Source organism: Pseudomonas sp. TE3895, from assembly GCF_056278855.1.
The window spans coordinates 5,190,937-5,206,998 of sequence record NZ_JBWBQE010000001.1; the positions used below are offsets into that span (position 1 = coordinate 5,190,937).

Annotated in this window: 9 protein-coding genes; 6 read left to right on the top strand and 3 right to left on the bottom strand. The window is 62.7% G+C overall.

The features are described from left to right. Window positions 1–20: 20 nt before the first annotated feature. On the bottom strand, window positions 21–2,396 hold the full coding sequence (gene ppsA, locus ACZ889_RS23555; RefSeq protein ID WP_064614086.1) for a phosphoenolpyruvate synthase: 2,376 nt from the start codon (window positions 2,394–2,396) through the stop codon (window positions 21–23). Window positions 2,397–2,587: 191 nt separating this feature from the next. On the opposite strand from ppsA, the gene ppsR reads away from it, so the two are divergent. Further along, window positions 2,588–3,406, top strand: coding sequence for a posphoenolpyruvate synthetase regulatory kinase/phosphorylase PpsR (gene ppsR, locus ACZ889_RS23560; RefSeq protein WP_003248634.1), 819 nt, complete (start codon window positions 2,588–2,590; stop codon window positions 3,404–3,406). Between the two features lie 274 nt (window positions 3,407–3,680). On the opposite strand, the gene ACZ889_RS23565 is transcribed toward ppsR, so the two are convergent. After that, window positions 3,681–8,546 (bottom strand): NAD-glutamate dehydrogenase, encoded by a 4,866-nt coding sequence (locus ACZ889_RS23565; protein WP_121783825.1) that lies wholly within the window; start codon window positions 8,544–8,546, stop codon window positions 3,681–3,683. A gap of 274 nt (window positions 8,547–8,820) precedes the next feature. Between ACZ889_RS23565 and ACZ889_RS23570 the strand changes: the two genes are divergently transcribed. After that, entirely contained in the window at window positions 8,821–9,174 is a 354-nt protein-coding gene (locus ACZ889_RS23570; protein WP_003248629.1) for a hypothetical protein, read from the top strand. Window positions 9,175–9,373: 199 nt separating this feature from the next. On the opposite strand, the gene ACZ889_RS23575 is transcribed toward ACZ889_RS23570, so the two are convergent. After that, entirely contained in the window at window positions 9,374–10,279 is a 906-nt protein-coding gene (locus tag ACZ889_RS23575; RefSeq protein ID WP_010953080.1) for a LysR family transcriptional regulator, read from the bottom strand. A gap of 123 nt (window positions 10,280–10,402) precedes the next feature. Between ACZ889_RS23575 and lysA the strand changes: the two genes are divergently transcribed. The 4 genes from lysA to ACZ889_RS23595 all read left to right on the top strand — a co-directional run bounded on the left by lysA (window position 10,403) and on the right by ACZ889_RS23595 (window position 15,901). Then, complete coding sequence (lysA, locus tag ACZ889_RS23580) at window positions 10,403–11,635, top strand: diaminopimelate decarboxylase (RefSeq protein ID WP_180689506.1); 1,233 nt, start codon at window positions 10,403–10,405, stop codon at window positions 11,633–11,635. A 227-nt stretch (window positions 11,636–11,862) separates the two neighbouring features. Then, entirely contained in the window at window positions 11,863–12,363 is a 501-nt protein-coding gene (locus ACZ889_RS23585; RefSeq protein WP_014859059.1) for a sigma-70 family RNA polymerase sigma factor, read from the top strand. 5 nt (window positions 12,364–12,368) lie between these two features. Continuing rightward, window positions 12,369–13,304, top strand: a complete 936-nt coding sequence (locus ACZ889_RS23590; protein ID WP_019752143.1) for a FecR domain-containing protein — start codon at window positions 12,369–12,371, stop codon at window positions 13,302–13,304. Window positions 13,305–13,414: 110 nt separating this feature from the next. After that, complete coding sequence (locus tag ACZ889_RS23595; protein WP_014859057.1) at window positions 13,415–15,901, top strand: TonB-dependent siderophore receptor; 2,487 nt, start codon at window positions 13,415–13,417, stop codon at window positions 15,899–15,901. Window positions 15,902–16,062 lie beyond the last annotated feature (161 nt).

Genomic DNA, 16,062 nt, shown 5'->3' on the forward strand with positions numbered 1-16,062 from the left:
TCCCCCCGCGTTTTACTGCATCAGGCCGCGCCTTGGCCTTCGGCCAGGAAGAACCAGGTCTCGAGTACCGAGTCCGGGTTCAGCGACACGCTTTCGATGCCCTGCTCCATCAGCCACTTGGCCAGGTCCGGGTGGTCCGATGGGCCTTGGCCGCAGATGCCGATGTACTTGCCAGCCTTGTTGCAGGCGGCAATGGCGTTGGCCAGCAGCTTCTTCACCGCAGGGTTACGCTCGTCGAACAGGTGGGCGATGATGCCCGAGTCACGGTCCAGGCCCAGGGTCAGCTGGGTCAGGTCGTTGGAGCCGATCGAGAAGCCGTCGAAGTATTCCAGGAACTCTTCGGCGAGGATGGCGTTGGACGGCAGTTCGCACATCATGATCACGCGCAGGCCGTTGTCGCCGCGGGCCAGGCCGTTTTCGGCGAGCAGGTCGACGACCTGGCTGGCTTCGCCCAAGGTGCGCACGAACGGCACCATGATCTCGACGTTGGTCAGGCCCATCTCGTTGCGCACGCGCTTCAGCGCACGGCATTCCAGCTCGAAGCAGTCACGGAACGATTCGCTGATGTAGCGCGACGCACCGCGGAAGCCCAGCATCGGGTTTTCTTCTTCCGGCTCGTACAGCTTGCCGCCGATCAGGTTGGCGTACTCGTTGGACTTGAAGTCCGACAGGCGCACGATGACCTTTTTCGGGTAGAAGGCCGCCGCCAGGGTGCTGATACCCTCGACCAGCTTCTCGACATAGAAGCCGACCGGGTCGTTGTAGCCGGCAATGCGCTTGTCGACGCTGTCTTTCAGGTCGGCAGGCAGGCCCGCGTAGTTCAGCAGTGCCTTGGGGTGCACGCCGATCATGCGGTTGATGATGAACTCCAGGCGTGCCAGACCGACACCGGCGTTGGGCAGCTGGGCGAAGTCGAAGGCGCGGTCCGGGTTGCCGACGTTCATCATGATCTTGAACGGCAGTTCCGGCATGGCATCGACCGAGTTCTGCTTGATGTCGAAGCCCAGCTCACCTTCGAAGATGAAGCCGGTGTCGCCTTCGGCACAGGAAACGGTCACGCCCTGGCCGTCTTTCAGCACCTGGGTAGCGTTGCCGCAACCGACAACCGCCGGGATGCCCAGCTCACGGGCGATGATCGCCGCGTGGCAGGTACGGCCACCGCGGTTGGTGACGATGGCACTGGCGCGCTTCATCACCGGTTCCCAGTCAGGGTCAGTCATGTCGGAGACCAGTACGTCGCCCGGCTGGACCTTGTCCATTTCCGAGACGTCGTTGATGACGCGAACCTTGCCGGCGCCGATACGCTGGCCAATGGCACGGCCTTCGACCAGCACGGTGCCTTTCTCTTTGAGCAGGTAGCGTTCCATGACGTTGGCGCTGGAACGGCTCTTCACCGTCTCAGGGCGGGCCTGGACGATGTACAGCTTGCCGTCGTCACCGTCCTTGGCCCACTCGATGTCCATCGGGCGCTGGTAGTGCTGCTCGATGATCATGGCCTGCTTGGCCAGCTCGCTGACCTCGGCATCGGTCAGGCAGAAGCGTGCGCGCTCGGCGCGGTCGACTTCGACGGTCTTGACCGAACGACCGGCCTTGGCCTCGTCGCCGTAGATCATCTTGATCGCCTTGCTGCCCAGGTTACGGCGCAGGATGGCCGGGCGGCCTGCCTGCAGGGTGTTCTTGTGCACGTAGAATTCGTCAGGGTTGACCGCACCCTGCACCACGGTTTCGCCCAGGCCGTAGGCGCCGGTGATGAACACCACGTCGCGGAAGCCCGACTCGGTGTCGAGGGTGAACATCACCCCGGCAGTGCCGGTTTCCGAGCGGACCATGCGCTGCACGCCGGCAGACAGGGCCACCAGCTTGTGGTCGAAGCCCTGGTGCACGCGGTAGGCGATGGCGCGGTCGTTGAACAGCGAAGCGAACACTTCCTTGGCCGCGCGGATCACGTTATCGACGCCGCGGATGTTGAGGAAGGTTTCCTGCTGGCCGGCGAACGAGGCGTCCGGCAGGTCTTCAGCGGTAGCCGAGGAACGCACGGCAACGGCCATGTTGTCGTTGCCGGCGGCCATTTCGGCGAAGGCCGTACGGATTTCCGAATCCAGACGCGCAGGGAATTCGGCTTCCATGACCCACTGGCGAATCTGCGCGCCGGTCTTGGTCAGGGCATTGATGTCGTCAACGTCCAGCGCGTCGAGCGCGGCGTGAATGCGGTCGTTCAGCCCACTCTGCTCGAGAAAGTCACGGTACGCCTGAGCCGTAGTGGCAAAGCCGCCCGGCACCGACACGCCGGCACCGGCGAGGTTACTGATCATCTCGCCCAGGGATGCGTTCTTGCCCCCCACATGCTCCACATCATGGACGCCGAGCTTATCGAGGGAAACTACGTACTCTACCAAGGTGATCTCTCCACTAACTGTGTTGGAAAAGCTCAAAAGGCGCCCGCCTGTCTTCTATGACTTGGCCGGGCGTTTGTGGCCTGTACCTGGAAAATAGGCGCTGCAAATGTGGCAGAATGTCGACAGCCGCATTCGGCAAACCGAACTTATCATATCCAAGAATCGTCATCAGCTTAAGGCCCAGATCGCAAATGAAACGAACCGCGTTCTTCATCTCCGACGGCACCGGTATCACTGCCGAAACCCTGGGCCAGAGTTTGCTCGCGCAATTCGAGAGCATTCCCTTCAACAAATTCACCCGTCCTTACATCGATTCGCCGGACAAAGCGCGGGCCATGGTCCAGCAAATAAACGCTGCGGCCGAGCGGGATGGGGTCCGCCCGATCATCTTCGACACCATTGTCAACCAGGACATCCGCGAGATCCTGGCGACGTCGAATGGCTTCATGATCGACATCTTTTCTTCGTTTTTATCCCCACTTGAGCAGGAATTGATCGCCCATTCGTCGTATTCCGTGGGCAAATCCCACTCGATTGGTGGCAATTCCAACTACATGGAACGCATCGAGGCGGTGAATTTCGCCCTGGATAACGACGATGGTGCACGCACCCACTACTACGACAAAGCCGACCTGATTCTGGTTGGCGTGTCGCGTTGCGGCAAAACCCCAACCTGCCTGTACATGGCCATGCAGTTCGGTATCCGTGCCGCCAATTACCCGCTGACCGAGGACGACATGGAGCGCCTGCAGCTGCCGGCGGTGCTGAAAAAGCACCACAGCAAGCTGTTCGGCCTGACCATCGACCCCGACCGCCTCACCGCCATCCGCCACGAACGCAAGCCCAACAGCCGTTATTCCAGCTTTGCCCAGTGCGAATTCGAAGTGCGTGAAGTGGAAAGCCTGTTCCGCAGGGAGAACATTCCCAATATCAATTCCACGCATTTTTCGGTGGAAGAGATTTCCGCCAAGATCCTGGTCGAAAAAGGCGTGGAGAGACGGTTCAAGTAACAGCCCCGCCCCCCCCTGTAGGAGCGGGTTTACCCGCGAAAGGGCCGGCCCTGCTGGCCAATCTCCAGCGGCCGTTCACCGTTGCCGCCGCCACCGTATTCGCGGGTAAACCCGCTCCTACACGGAGGTGAAAACGCATCGGTGGAGTGGACCCAGCTCGGTGGTTGGGCACAGGTCGCTGTAGGAGCGGGTTCACCCGCGAAAGGGCCAGCCCAGGCATACAAAAAAAGCCCCGGCATCACTGCCGGGGCTTTGTTTTACCTCACCAGAAGGCTCAGGACGGCACCACCGCTGCCTGCCCGCTCATGGCCAGGTCGACCAGCTCGCGGTTGGCCACCGCGTACATCGCATAGTCAGTGCCCGTGGCATTGCGCAGGTCGTCGAGCATGGCGCGCCAACGCTCCACCATTCCCCGATGCTGCTCTGACCACAGCGCCACGCGGGCATCCATGTCTTGCGGTGCATCGGCCATCTGCAGGACCGAAATGGTGATCGCCCGCTGCTGCAAGTCGATATCGTCGCGGAATGCCTCGCGCGCCAGCGCCTGCCAGTTGTTTTCCACCGGCAGGTTGCTGATTTCCTGCAGGTACCAGGTCAGGTCCAGCGCGCTGCCCACGGCGAAGAATGCCTTGGCCACCTGCGCAGGCTCATGGCCGGTCACATCGGCCGCTTCAATGATCGGCAGCAGGGTGTACAGGTGGCTGGTACCCGCCACCATACGCGCCAGCAACTCCGGCACACCGGCGTCGACAAAGCCCTGGTAGCGGACCATCCAGCGTTCGCGGGTAGGGCCTTCGAGCAGCTCATCCAGCTTCAGACCCAACTGCGCAATCTTCGGCCCGAAGTGCGCAGTATCGCGCCCGGCGTCCTGTTCGTTGCGGCGGCTACGCAGGAACCAGCGGGTGGCACGGCGGCCCAGGCGCATCAGCTCGTCCATCAGGGTAAGCTGGATTTCCGCCGGCACCTGATAGTCCAGCGCCTCGATCTGGCGGAACCAGTGCGGCAGGTGGAAGATGTCGCGCACGATCACGTAAGCACCGGCCACGTTGGCCGGGCTCATGCCGGTCGACTCCTTCAGGCGCTGGACGAAGGTGATACCCATGTTGTTGACCAGGTCGTTGGCGATCTGGGTGCTGACAATTTCGCGCTTCAGGCGGTGGCGGCGCATGGCCTCGGCGAACTTGCTGACCAGGGACGGCGGGAAAGCGGTTTCCATGTCACGGGTCAGGTAGTCGTCGTCCGGCACCAGCGACTTGAGCAGTTGCTCCTTGAGGTCGATCTTGCTGTACGAGATCAGCACCGACAGCTCGGCGCGGGTCAGGCCGTGGCCGGCAGCCAGGCGTTCGGCCAACTGCTCTTCGGACGGCAGGAATTCGATGGCACGGTCCAGCTTGCCCCGCGCCTCGAGGTCGGCCATCAGGCGCTTGTACTCGGCAATCCGCTCGCGGGCGCGGCGGGCAGCCAGCGACAATGCCTGGGTCTGCTTGTAGTTGTTGCCCAGTACCAGCCCGGCGACTTCGTCGGTCATGCTGCCCAGCAGCTGGTTGCGCTGCTTCTCGGTCATGTCGCCACCCTGCACCACTTCGTTGAGCAGGATCTTGATGTTGACCTCGTGGTCGGAGCAGTCCACGCCGCCGGCGTTGTCGATGAAGTCGGTGTTGGTGGCGCCGCCGTTCAGGCCGAACTCGACGCGGCCGAGCTGGGTCATGCCCAGGTTGCCGCCCTCGCCCACCACCTTGCAGCGCAGTTCGTTACCGTTGACCCGCAGCGCATCGTTGGCCTTGTCGCCGACATCGGCGTGGCTCTCCGTACTGGCCTTGACATAGGTCCCGATGCCACCGTTCCACAGCAGGTCTACCGGGGCCTTGAGCAGCGCATTGAGCAACTCGGTCGGGGTCAGGCGGTCGGCTTCGATGGCGAAGCGCTCTTTCATCTGCGGGCTGATGGCGATGCTCTTGGCACTGCGCGGGAAGATCCCGCCGCCTTCGGACATGATGCTGGTGTCGTAGTCGCTCCAGGCCGAGCGCGGCAGGTCGAACAGGCGCTTGCGTTCAGCGAAGCTGGAAGCGGGCTCCGGGTTGGGATCGATGAAGATATGCAGGTGGTTGAACGCTGCCACCAGTTGCAGCTTGTCGGACATCAGCAGGCCATTGCCGAACACGTCGCCGGCCATATCGCCCACACCAATGACGGTGATCGGGTCTTCCTGCACGTTGATGCCGCGCTCGCGGAAGTGGCGCTGCACGCCCACCCAGGCACCGCGCGCGGTAATGCCCATCTTCTTGTGGTCGTAACCGGCCGAGCCGCCGGAAGCAAAAGCATCGCCCAGCCAGAAACCGTAGTCGATAGCGATGCCGTTGGCGATGTCGGAGAAGGTCGCAGTACCTTTGTCCGCCGCTACCACCAGGTACGGGTCGTCATCGTCATGGCGCACCACGTTGGCCGGCGGCACCACGCCACCGTCCTTGAGGTTGTCGGTGATGTCGAGCAGGCCGGAAATGAAGATGCGGTAGCACGCCACGCCTTCGGCGGCAATCTCGTCACGGCTGCCGCCCAGCGGCAGGCGACGCGGCAGGAAACCACCCTTGGCGCCGACCGGCACGATGACCGAGTTCTTAACCTGCTGGGCTTTCACCAGCCCCAGCACTTCGGTACGGAAGTCCTCTTCGCGGTCGGACCAGCGCAGGCCACCACGGGCAACGTTGCCAAAGCGCAGGTGCACGCCCTCGACGCGTGGCGAATAGACGAATATCTCGAACTTTGGCACCGGTTTGGGCAGTTCGGGGATCAGCTTGGGGTTGAACTTGAAGCTGAAGTACGACTTGTTCTGGCCGTTTGCGTCGGGCTGGTAGAAGTTGGTACGCAGGGTGGCCTTGATCAAGTCCAGGTAGCGCCGCAGGATGCGGTCTTCGTTGAGCACCTGCACGTCATCCAGGGCGCTCAGGATGGCCTGTTCCAGGCGCTGCTGCTTGTCGTCAAGGTCGTCCTGGGTAAGCTTGCGCGCCAGGTAGAAGCGGGTCTTGAACAACCGGGTCAGCTCACGGGCGATGTCGGTGTGGTTGTTCAGGGTGCTGGCGATATAGCCCAGATCGAAGCCCAGACGGATCTGTTTCAGGTAACGGGCGTAGGCACGCAGCAAGGCCACGTCGCGCCACGGCAAGCCGGCGGTGAGCACCAGGCGGTTGAAAGCGTCGTTCTCGGCATCACCACGGACGATGTGGATGAAGGCGTCCTGCAGGGTGTCGTTGAGCTGCTGGATGTCCAGGCTCAGGCCTTCGCTGTAGGTGAAGGCGAAGTCGTGGATCCAGTATTCGCGGCCATTGGCATGGCGCAGGCGGTACGGGAACTCGCCGAGCACGCGCAGGCCGAGGTTTTCCAGAATCGGCAGCACGTCGGACAGCGCCAGCGGGGTGTCGGCGTGGTACAGCTTGCAGTGCAGGATGCGCTCGCCAACCTGGGTCAATGGTTGGTAGAAGCTCATTGCCAGCGGCTTGCTTTCCGACAGGTTCAGCACATGCTGCAGGTCGACCACCGCCGAATGCGCGGCGAAGCGCTCGCGGTAACCGGCCGGGAACCCTTTGGGGAATTCGGCAAGGATGTTGGTGCCCTGGGCTTCGCCGAAGTTCTCCACCACCAGTGCCGAGTAGTCGTCATGCCACGAGCGGCAGGCCTGGATGACTTCGCGTTCCAGCTGCTGCGGGTCGATATCGATACGGTTCTTGGGGTCGACCCGCAGAATCAGTTGCACACGGGCCAGTACCGATTCGGAGAAGAAGGTCCAGAACTCGCAGTCGCTGGCCTTCAGGCGCTCCATCAGCACCTGCTGGATCTTCTGCCGCACTTCGGTGGAGTAGATTTCCCGCGGGACGTAGGCCAGGCAGTAGCAGAAGCGGCCATACGGGTCCTTGCGCAGGAACACGCGGATCTTGTTGCGCTCCTGGATCTGCACGATTGCCATGACCGTGCTGAACAGCTCGTCGATCGGCGTCTGGAACAGGTCGTCGCGCGGCAGCACTTCCAGCACCTGGGCCAGTTCCTTGCCCAGGTGGGCCTTGGGATCGAAGCCCGAACGGCGCTCGACTTCGGCCACCTTCACGCGGATGTACGGAATGGCATGCACGCTTTCGCCATACACCGACGAGGTGTACAGCCCCATGAAGCGGTGCTCCTTGATGACCTTGCCGTCGGCGTCCAGCTGGCGGATCGACACATAGTCCGGGTAGGCCGGGCGATGCACGCGGCTGGGCAGCGCGGCCTTGGCGAACGACAGCAGCAGCGGCTCGTTGAGGTAGGCCACAGCGTAGTCTTCGATGCGCAGCTCTTCTGCGGTCAGGCCCACGCGCAGACGGCGCGGCAGGCCGAGGAACGACTGCTCGTCGTAGACCATCTGGCCGCCATCGGCGTCGCCCTTGACGGTGAATTCTTCATAGCCCAGGAAGGTGAAGTGGTTATCCAGCAGCCATTCGAGGAAGGCCTTGACTTCGCCTTTCTCGTTTTGGGCAGGACCAAAGCCGGTCTGTTCCACCTGCGCCACCACTTCACGCAGCTTGGCCTTCATCGGTTCGAAGTCGGCCACCACCACCCGTACCTCGGCCAGCACCTGCTCGATCTCGCGGGTCAGTACTGTCAGCTCGGCGGCATTGGCGCAGCGGTCGATCTCCAGGTACATCAGTGACTCGTAGCGCACGCCCTCGCCCTGGGTGCCCTTGGGCAGCAGTTCCAAAAGCTCGCCTTTGGCGCCACGGCGCACGCTGAGCACGGTGGTTTGCAGGGTGTGGATGCTGTAGCCACGGCGGTTGAGCTCGGTACGCACCGAGTCGACCAGGAACGGCAAGTCATGGTGCAACACTTCGACCACGGTATGGGTCGACTGCCAGCCATTACGTTCGTAATCAGGGTTGTACACCCGCACTTGCGGGTATTCGGGGTCGAAACGCTCGATGATGCGCCAGGCTGACAGGGTGCAGCCGGCCAGGTCGGAAAGCCTGCGCTGGGTGAGTTCGTCCAGAGAGATGATGCCGAAGAACTGCTCGGCGAACAGCGCCACTTGTGGCAGGGACTGTTCGCTGATGTGCTGCGCCAGGGCCGCTTGCAGTTGATGCTGGAAGTCGGCTTTGCTGGCTGCGGTGAAGAACGCCATCTGTGGTACTCCGCTTGGGCTTTGTAATAATTGAAGCGTCGCTGCGTGCGCCGTGTACGGATCAACGATAGCCAACCCGTGGCATGGCGGACGGTAAAAACCAGACGTTGAACGTGCGCAGGCACGCCCAGGGCTCGCCGAAGCTTAACGACTGATCGGTCATCTACGCTTGCAGCGCTGCGACAATTTCGGTCAAGGGGCGGTAACTTTACGTTTATGCCTGTACGCAAGACTGTCAGAATTCCCTTCCGTTTCCTTTGACCCGAGCCTGCTCATGCAAATCAACACCGCCCTGCTGTTCGCCACCCCTTGCGATGACGAGGAAGACAACATGGCGACCCTGTGCTGCCACAGCGACAAGGGTCAGATGTTCCTGCTTACCCGTTACCCGGACGAGGACACCGTCGACCTGACGCTGGATGACGAGCCGTCGACGCTGGATGGCCTTAAAGTGACCCTGAGCGCCAAGCGCCTGCTGATCGAAGTGGCGGCCGGCGACCGGGACGCGCTGAAGGGGGATGAAGCACTGGAAATCAACCTGACCAGCGAGCTGAGTGACATGGATGAAGTGAAGGAAACCCTGGAGAACATCCTGGCCGGTACTGGAACCTTGGTCTGCGAGCTTTGAGCCCTACCCCTGCCTAGTGGGAGCGCGGTCCCTGTGGGAGCAACTGTCTTGCTCAATTTCTAAAAGCTGGCGCGATCCCTGTGGGAGCGGCCTTGCGTCGCGATAGGGCCGCGCAGCGGCTCCAGGATCTCGACATCATGCATAGATTGCTGGGGCCGCTTTGCGGCCCTATCGCGACGCAAGGCCGCCCCCACAATGATCAGGCCAGCGCCTGCTGCATCTCTTTGGCCTGCACCCGCAACGCCTCGCAAAACGGCTCCACCGCTGCCGATGCCGGCCGATGGTCCGGGCGTATCAGCATCACCTGATAGGGCACCGATACCCGTAACCTGCGGATCGGCAACCCGCCTTGCGCCGCCTCCAGCCCGCTCAGCGGGTTGATGATCGCCACCCCCAGGCCTTGCCTGACCATGGCGCACACCGAAGCGGCACTGGTGGTCTCGATGACCGTGCGGCGGTTAACCCCGGCCGCACGAAAGTGCTGATCCAGGCGCTGGCGGTAGGTATCCAGGCTGGCCAGGTTGATGAAATCGACTTCATGGAAATCACTCAGCTCCAGTTCAGCCTTCACCTGCAGCGGGTGATGCTCGGGCAACACGCACACCATGTTGGCACTGAACAGCAATTCACCATACGCGCCGCGCGGTATCTGTTCGACTTCAGTCAGGCCAAGGTCATGCTGCTGGGCAACCAGTGACTCCTCCAGCAAAGGCGACTCCTGCGCCAGAATGCTCACACTCACGCCGCTGTGCTGCTGGTGAAAGCGCTGGCAGGCCTTGGGCAACAAGGTTTGCGAGAACAGCGGCAGGCAGGTGATGGCCAGCCGGCCCTGCTCGAAGTTGCGGATGGCCTGGGCAAAGCGATCGATCCGCTCCAGCCCGACGTAGGCGCGCTCGACCTCTTCGATCAACAGCAGCGCCTGGGCCGTCGCCACCAGGCGCCCGCCCTCGCGCTCGAACAGGTTCAGGCCAGTCACCTGCTCCAGCCGCGCCAGTTCGCGGCTGACGGTCGGCTGCGAGGTGAACAGCAGGCGCGCCGCACCGGTGACACTACCAGCGGCCATGATGGCGCGGAACACTTCGATGTGGCGGACGGACAGTTTCACGGCAGCACCCAGTGAGTCGACAATGGGTATATCAGATATGAATGACTGGCAGAAAAATAGCTATTTTTCTGAATCCCCGCTTTGATTCATCCTCGTGGTCTTCCTTATCCGAGTAGCGCCACCATGACCGCACCCTTCACCCTTCTGGCCGAGGCGGTTCGCCAGCACGGCTCGCCGCTTTGGGCGTACGACGCCAGCACCATCGCCGAGCGTGTCGAGCAGTTGAACGTATTCGACACCGTGCGCTTCGCCCAGAAAGCCAACCCCAACCTGCATGTGCTACGCCTGATGCGCGCCCATGGCCTGGTGCTGGACGCCGTGTCGCTGGGTGAAATGGAGCGGGCCTTCGCTGCGGGTGCGAGCGTGGACGGTGACCCTGCCGGCGTGGTGCTGACCTGCGACGCGCTGGACCGGCCAACCCTGGAGCGAGTGGTGGCAGAGAAGATCGAAGTCAACGCCGGCTCCATCGACATGCTGCGCCAACTGGGTGAACGCTCGCCCGGCCACCGCGTGTGGATCCGCATCAACCCGGGCTTCGGCCATGGCCACAGCCGCAAGACCAATACCGGCGGCGAAAACAGCAAGCATGGCATCTGGCACGAAGAGCTGGACGAGGCGCTGGCGTGCATCAAGGCCCATGGCCTGCACCTGGTGGGCGTGCACATGCACATTGGTTCCGGGGTGGACTACCAGCACCTGGAACAAGTGGCCCGCTCGATGATCGAGCTGATCGGCCGCCTGGGCGTGGACATCGAGGCGTTCTCCATCGGCGGCGGGCTTTCCACGCCTTACCGCAGCACCGACAAACCGGTCGACCTGCAGCGTTATGCGCAGACCTGGGCGGTGGCGCGCAAGGAGATCGAAGCGATGCTCGGCCACCCGGTGCGCATGGAGATCGAACCCGGGCGCTTCCTGGTGGCGGAGTCGGGCTACCTGGTGGCCGAAGTCCGTGCCGTGAAACAGGTGGGGCGCAATACCTTCGTCATGATCGATGCCGGCTTCAACGACCTGATGCGCCCGGCGATGTACGGCGCCTACCACGGCATGACCCTGCTCGATGCCGATGGCCAGGCAGTAGATCGCCCGCGCCAGCCGACCGTGGTGGCCGGGCCGTTGTGTGAATCGGGTGACGTGTTCACTCAGGATGACCAGGCGCTGACCCCGCAGGACCTGCCTCAGGCACAGGTGGGCGACCTGCTGGTGATCCACGATGCCGGGGCCTATGGCGCGTCGATGTCGTCGAACTACAACAGCCGGCCGCTGCTGCCGGAGTTCCTGATCGAGAACGGTGCCCTGCGGATGATCCGCCGGCGGCAGACGGTGCAGGACCTGCTGAGCCTGGAGGCCGGGTTCTAACCACTGCCCTGCAAGCCTGCACGACTCTTTGTGGGAGCGGCCTTGCGTCGCGATAGGGCTGCACAGCAGCCCCACAAATGTAGCCGTGATGCCGAAACCCGGGCCGCTTTGCGGCCCAATCGCGACGCAAGGCCGCTCCCACAGGGTGTGTGCTCGCGGTCCTTGCAATAAGCCCCGCCTCTCGCGACAATGCGATCAATTCCCATTAATATTGCGATCTTGACGCCATGGCAACGCTCGATCCCCAGGCCCTGCACGAGCTGTACAGCGAAAACAACAGCTGGCTGAAGGGCTGGCTGCGCGCCCGCCTGGGCAACGCCGCCGACGCTTCCGACCTGGCGCACGACACGTTCTTGCGGGTAATGACCGCGCGTAACCCGTTGCCGATCCGTGAGCCGCGCAGCTACCTCAGCGCTATCGCCCGCGCCCTTCTGATAGACAAAGCTCGCCGTCGCATCATCGAAAAAGCTTACCTGCAGGCGCTGGCCCTGCGTCCGGAACCGGTAGAGGTGTCGCCGGAGGTGCGCTTGTCCATCATAGAGATGCTGGTGGCCGTGGACAGCCTGCTCGACGAACTCGGCGCCAAGACCCGCGCCATCTTCCTTGCCGTTCAACTCGAAGGCCTGACCTACGGCGCTGCGGCCGAGCGCTTCGGCGTGTCGATCACCACCGTGAAGAATCACCTGATCAAGGCCATGACTCGCTGCCTGCTGGCAGTCGAAGGCTGACGCCCATGGATCTCAAGACACTCGAAGCCGCTGCCACCTGGTATGTTCAGCTCAACGACGGCGCCAATAGCGAGGCCCGCACCCAGGCCTGGCGACAGTGGCTGCAGGCCAGCCCCCTGCACGCAGCCGCCTGGGCGCGGGTAGAAAAGCTGCAGCAGCAATGGGCCATGGTGCCGCCGCAGGCGGCGCTGTCCGGCCTTGGCGCGGCCCAGGCGCAGCGGCGTGACGTGCTGAAAGTGCTGGGCCTGCTGATGGCCATGGGGGGCGGCAGCTGGCTGGCGGCCGAGCAGGTGCCCTATCGTGCCTTGCTGGCCCAGCACAGTACCCGCAGCGGCGAGCGCCGCGCCCTGCACCTGGAGGATGGTTCACAGCTGGAACTGAACGTGGATACCGCGCTGGATGTGCGCTACGCCACAAAGGTGAGGGCGATTCAGCTGTATCAGGGGGAAATTCTGGTGCGTCCGGTCAGCGATCGTCAGCAGCGCCCGTTTATCGTGCACACCGATGACGGCAGCGTACTGGCCCGCAGTACCGCGTTCAGCGTCCGCAAACTGGCGCAGCAGACCCGCGTGGGTGTGCTTGAGGCCAGCGTCGAAGTTCGCCCCCTGCGCCACCCTGATCGAGTGCTGCAACTGCACGCTGGCCAGCAAGTGAGTTTTGATCAGGATGTCGTCCTCGACGCCCATGCCCTCCCCGCCGATTCCACGGCCTGGTTGCAAGGCATGCTCAGCGTGAACGACTGGCGCCTTGGCGATTTCCTCGAAGAACTGGGGCGCTATCGTCCAGGTGTGCTGCGCTGTGCCTCGTCGATCCAGGCCATGAGCATTTCCGGTGCGTTCCGCATTGACGACACCGATATCGCCCTGGCCAACCTGCCGAAAACCTTGCCCGTGAAAGTGCGCTACTTAAGCCGCTACTGGGTGAGTGTGGAGCCCGCCTGAGCAACTGCGGAAAAACTTTCGCCGCAATCTTGCTGATTTCTATTCTCGTCCGTCCCTGACACAAGCCGCGACGACAGCGACTTTCTGCCATGACTCGGAAGGACCACGAAATGCCACACCTGCACCCTACCCCAGCAACCAAGCTCAGCCAGGCCGTCCGCCTGGTGCTGTTCGGCATGTCCCTGGCCAGCGCGCCCGGCCTGTTGCTGATGCCTGCCCAGGCAATGGCCCAAAGCCAGGCCACCTACCATGTCCCCGCTGGCTCACTGGGCAACGCCATCACCCAGTTTGGCGTACAGGCGGGTGTGACCATTTCGTTCGACACCGCACAGACGCGCAACCTCGACAGCGCGGGCCTGGAAGGCAGCTTCAGTGTCGAGGAAGGTCTGGCGCGGCTGCTGGGCAACAGTGGCCTGCAGGCGCAGCGTCAGGGTAATGGTGGCTATGTGCTGGTCGCTGCGCAAAACGGCTCGGCCATGGAACTGGCGCCGATGAACATCGACGCCAACCGCCTGGATGCGACCAGCGAAGGCACCCAGTCCTACGCCGCCCGTGCCATCACCATCGGCAAGGGCGTACACACGCTGAAAGAAACCCCGCAGTCGGTCACCGTGATGACCCGCAAGATGCTCGACGACCAGAACCTCAACACACTGGAGCAGGTACTGGACAAGACCCCGGGCATCACCGTGTATGACTCGCCCATGGGCGGCAAGTATTTCTATTCCCGTGGTTTCAACCTGGATGGCCAGTACCAGTACGACGGCGTGCCCTTGGACGTGGGCGGCAACTACGTGCAGGCCAACAGCTTTTCCAGCGACATGGCGTTCTATGACCGCGTCGAGGTGCTTAAAGGTGCGGCCGGCATGATGAAAGGCTCTGGCTCCTCCGCCGGGGGCGTCAACTTCGTGCGCAAACGGGGGCAGGAAAAAGCCGCCACCACCGTCACCCTGTCAGCCGGCAGCTGGGACAACTACCGCGGGCAAGTGGACGTGGGCGGCCCGCTGAACGCGTCGGGCACCGTGCGGGGGCGCGCCGTGGCGACGCTGCAGGACCGCCAGTACTTCTATGACACGGCCAAGCGCCAGGACCAGATACTGTACGGCGCCATCGACTGGGACGTCACGGCCGACACCACCGTGGGCGCTGGCCTGGCTTACGAGGATGTCGATGCCACCCCTTGCTACGCCGGCCTGCCACGCTACGCCGATGGCAGTGACCTGAAGCTGTCGCGCTCCACCTGCCTGGGGGCCAGCTGGAACGACATGCAAAGCCAGCGTATTACCGGCTTTGCCGACCTCAAGCACCGCTTCAACGATGACTGGACCCTGAACTTCGCCTCGATCTACACCCACAACACCCAGGACATCGAATACGCTTATTCCGAAGGCACGGTACCCGTCGGCGCCAGCACCGCCAGCATGAACGTCCGGGCCGGCCGTTTCGACTACGACCAGGACGACTACGGCTTCGATAGCTATGTCGATGGCAAGTTCGAGGCGTTCGGCCTGCAGCACGAGCTGATCATGGGTGTCAACGCCAGCCGACAGAAAACCCATGATTACTTCGCGCTGATGCTGCTGGACGGCAAGCAGGACCCGTTCAACCCATCCGCGAACTTCACACACCCGTCCAAGGCCGATTACCTGGTCAACCCGAGCCGCGGTGGCAGTGTGCCAACCGATACCACTACCACCCAGTACGGCACTTACGCCAACCTGCGCCTGAAACTGGCAGAGCCACTGACCTTGGTGCTGGGCGCGCGGGTCAGCTGGTACCGTAACAAGAGCGACTCCTATACCCAGTTCTACGATTACTGGGTGCATAATCGCAGCCAGGAAAACGGTCAGGTCACGCCGTTTGCCGCCGTGCTGTACGACCTGAACGAGCAGTGGACCGCCTATGCCAGCTACGCCGACATCTTCCAGCCACAGAGCGACAAGGTGAATGCCGAGCGGCAGGCGTTACAGCCAAAGACCGGCGCCAACTATGAAGTCGGCATCAAGGGCGAGCTGCTCGACGGCGCGTTGAACACCTCCTTCAACCTGTTCCGCACTGTCGAGAATCACCGCGCAGAAACGGACTACGTCGATACCTGCCCCTCAGGCGACGGGTATTGCTACAACGACAGCGGCAAGGTACGCGCACAGGGGTTCGAAGCCGAGATCAGCGGCTCGCCGATCGAGCGGTTGCAGCTGTTGGCGGGCTACACCTACACCCAGACGAAGTACCTGAGTACCATCGAAGACACTGACCCGACCGAACTGACCTTCACCTCCAGCTTCATCCCACGGCACATGCTCAAGGTATGGGGTGACTACCAGCTGGGCGGTGCTCTGGAGCGCTGGACCCTCGGCGCAGGCCTGAACAGCCAGAGCGAGAACTTCCGTACCACCGGCACTACCCGTGTCGAGCAGGCGGGCTACACCGTGTGGAACGGCCGTGTGCAGTACCGCCTCGACCCGAACTGGACTGTCGCGCTCAACGGCAACAACCTGTTCGACAAGAAGTACTACGCCACCATCGGCGCGCCGGCGTGGGGCAACTTCTATGGTGAACCGCGCAATTTCATGGTGACATTGCAAGGGGCGTTCTGAAGTACTTTCCGGGGAACGATCGGGCCGCTTTGCGGCCCTGTCTGGATGCGGACCGTATTTAAAATAGCGACCAGGGTGGCGCCTCCACCCAGTAACGATGGGCCTGCCCCGTGACAGCGGACGGGTTGACGTGAAAGGCGATGAAAACCCTGGTAACGTCA

Bases quoted from the DNA above. Each gene is read 5' to 3' on its own strand.
- ACZ889_RS23590 (WP_019752143.1), top strand. From the start codon at position 12,369: ATGGATCTCAAGACACTCGAAGCCGCTGCCACCTGGTATGTTCAGCTC.
- ppsR (WP_003248634.1), top strand. From the start codon at position 2,588: ATGAAACGAACCGCGTTCTTCATCTCCGACGGCACCGGTATCACTGCC.
- ACZ889_RS23595 (WP_014859057.1), top strand. From the start codon at position 13,415: ATGCCACACCTGCACCCTACCCCAGCAACCAAGCTCAGCCAGGCCGTC.
- lysA (WP_180689506.1), top strand. From the start codon at position 10,403: ATGACCGCACCCTTCACCCTTCTGGCCGAGGCGGTTCGCCAGCACGGC.
- ACZ889_RS23565 (WP_121783825.1), bottom strand. From the start codon at position 8,546: ATGGCGTTCTTCACCGCAGCCAGCAAAGCCGACTTCCAGCATCAACTG.
- ACZ889_RS23585 (WP_014859059.1), top strand. From the start codon at position 11,863: ATGGCAACGCTCGATCCCCAGGCCCTGCACGAGCTGTACAGCGAAAAC.
- ACZ889_RS23570 (WP_003248629.1), top strand. From the start codon at position 8,821: ATGCAAATCAACACCGCCCTGCTGTTCGCCACCCCTTGCGATGACGAG.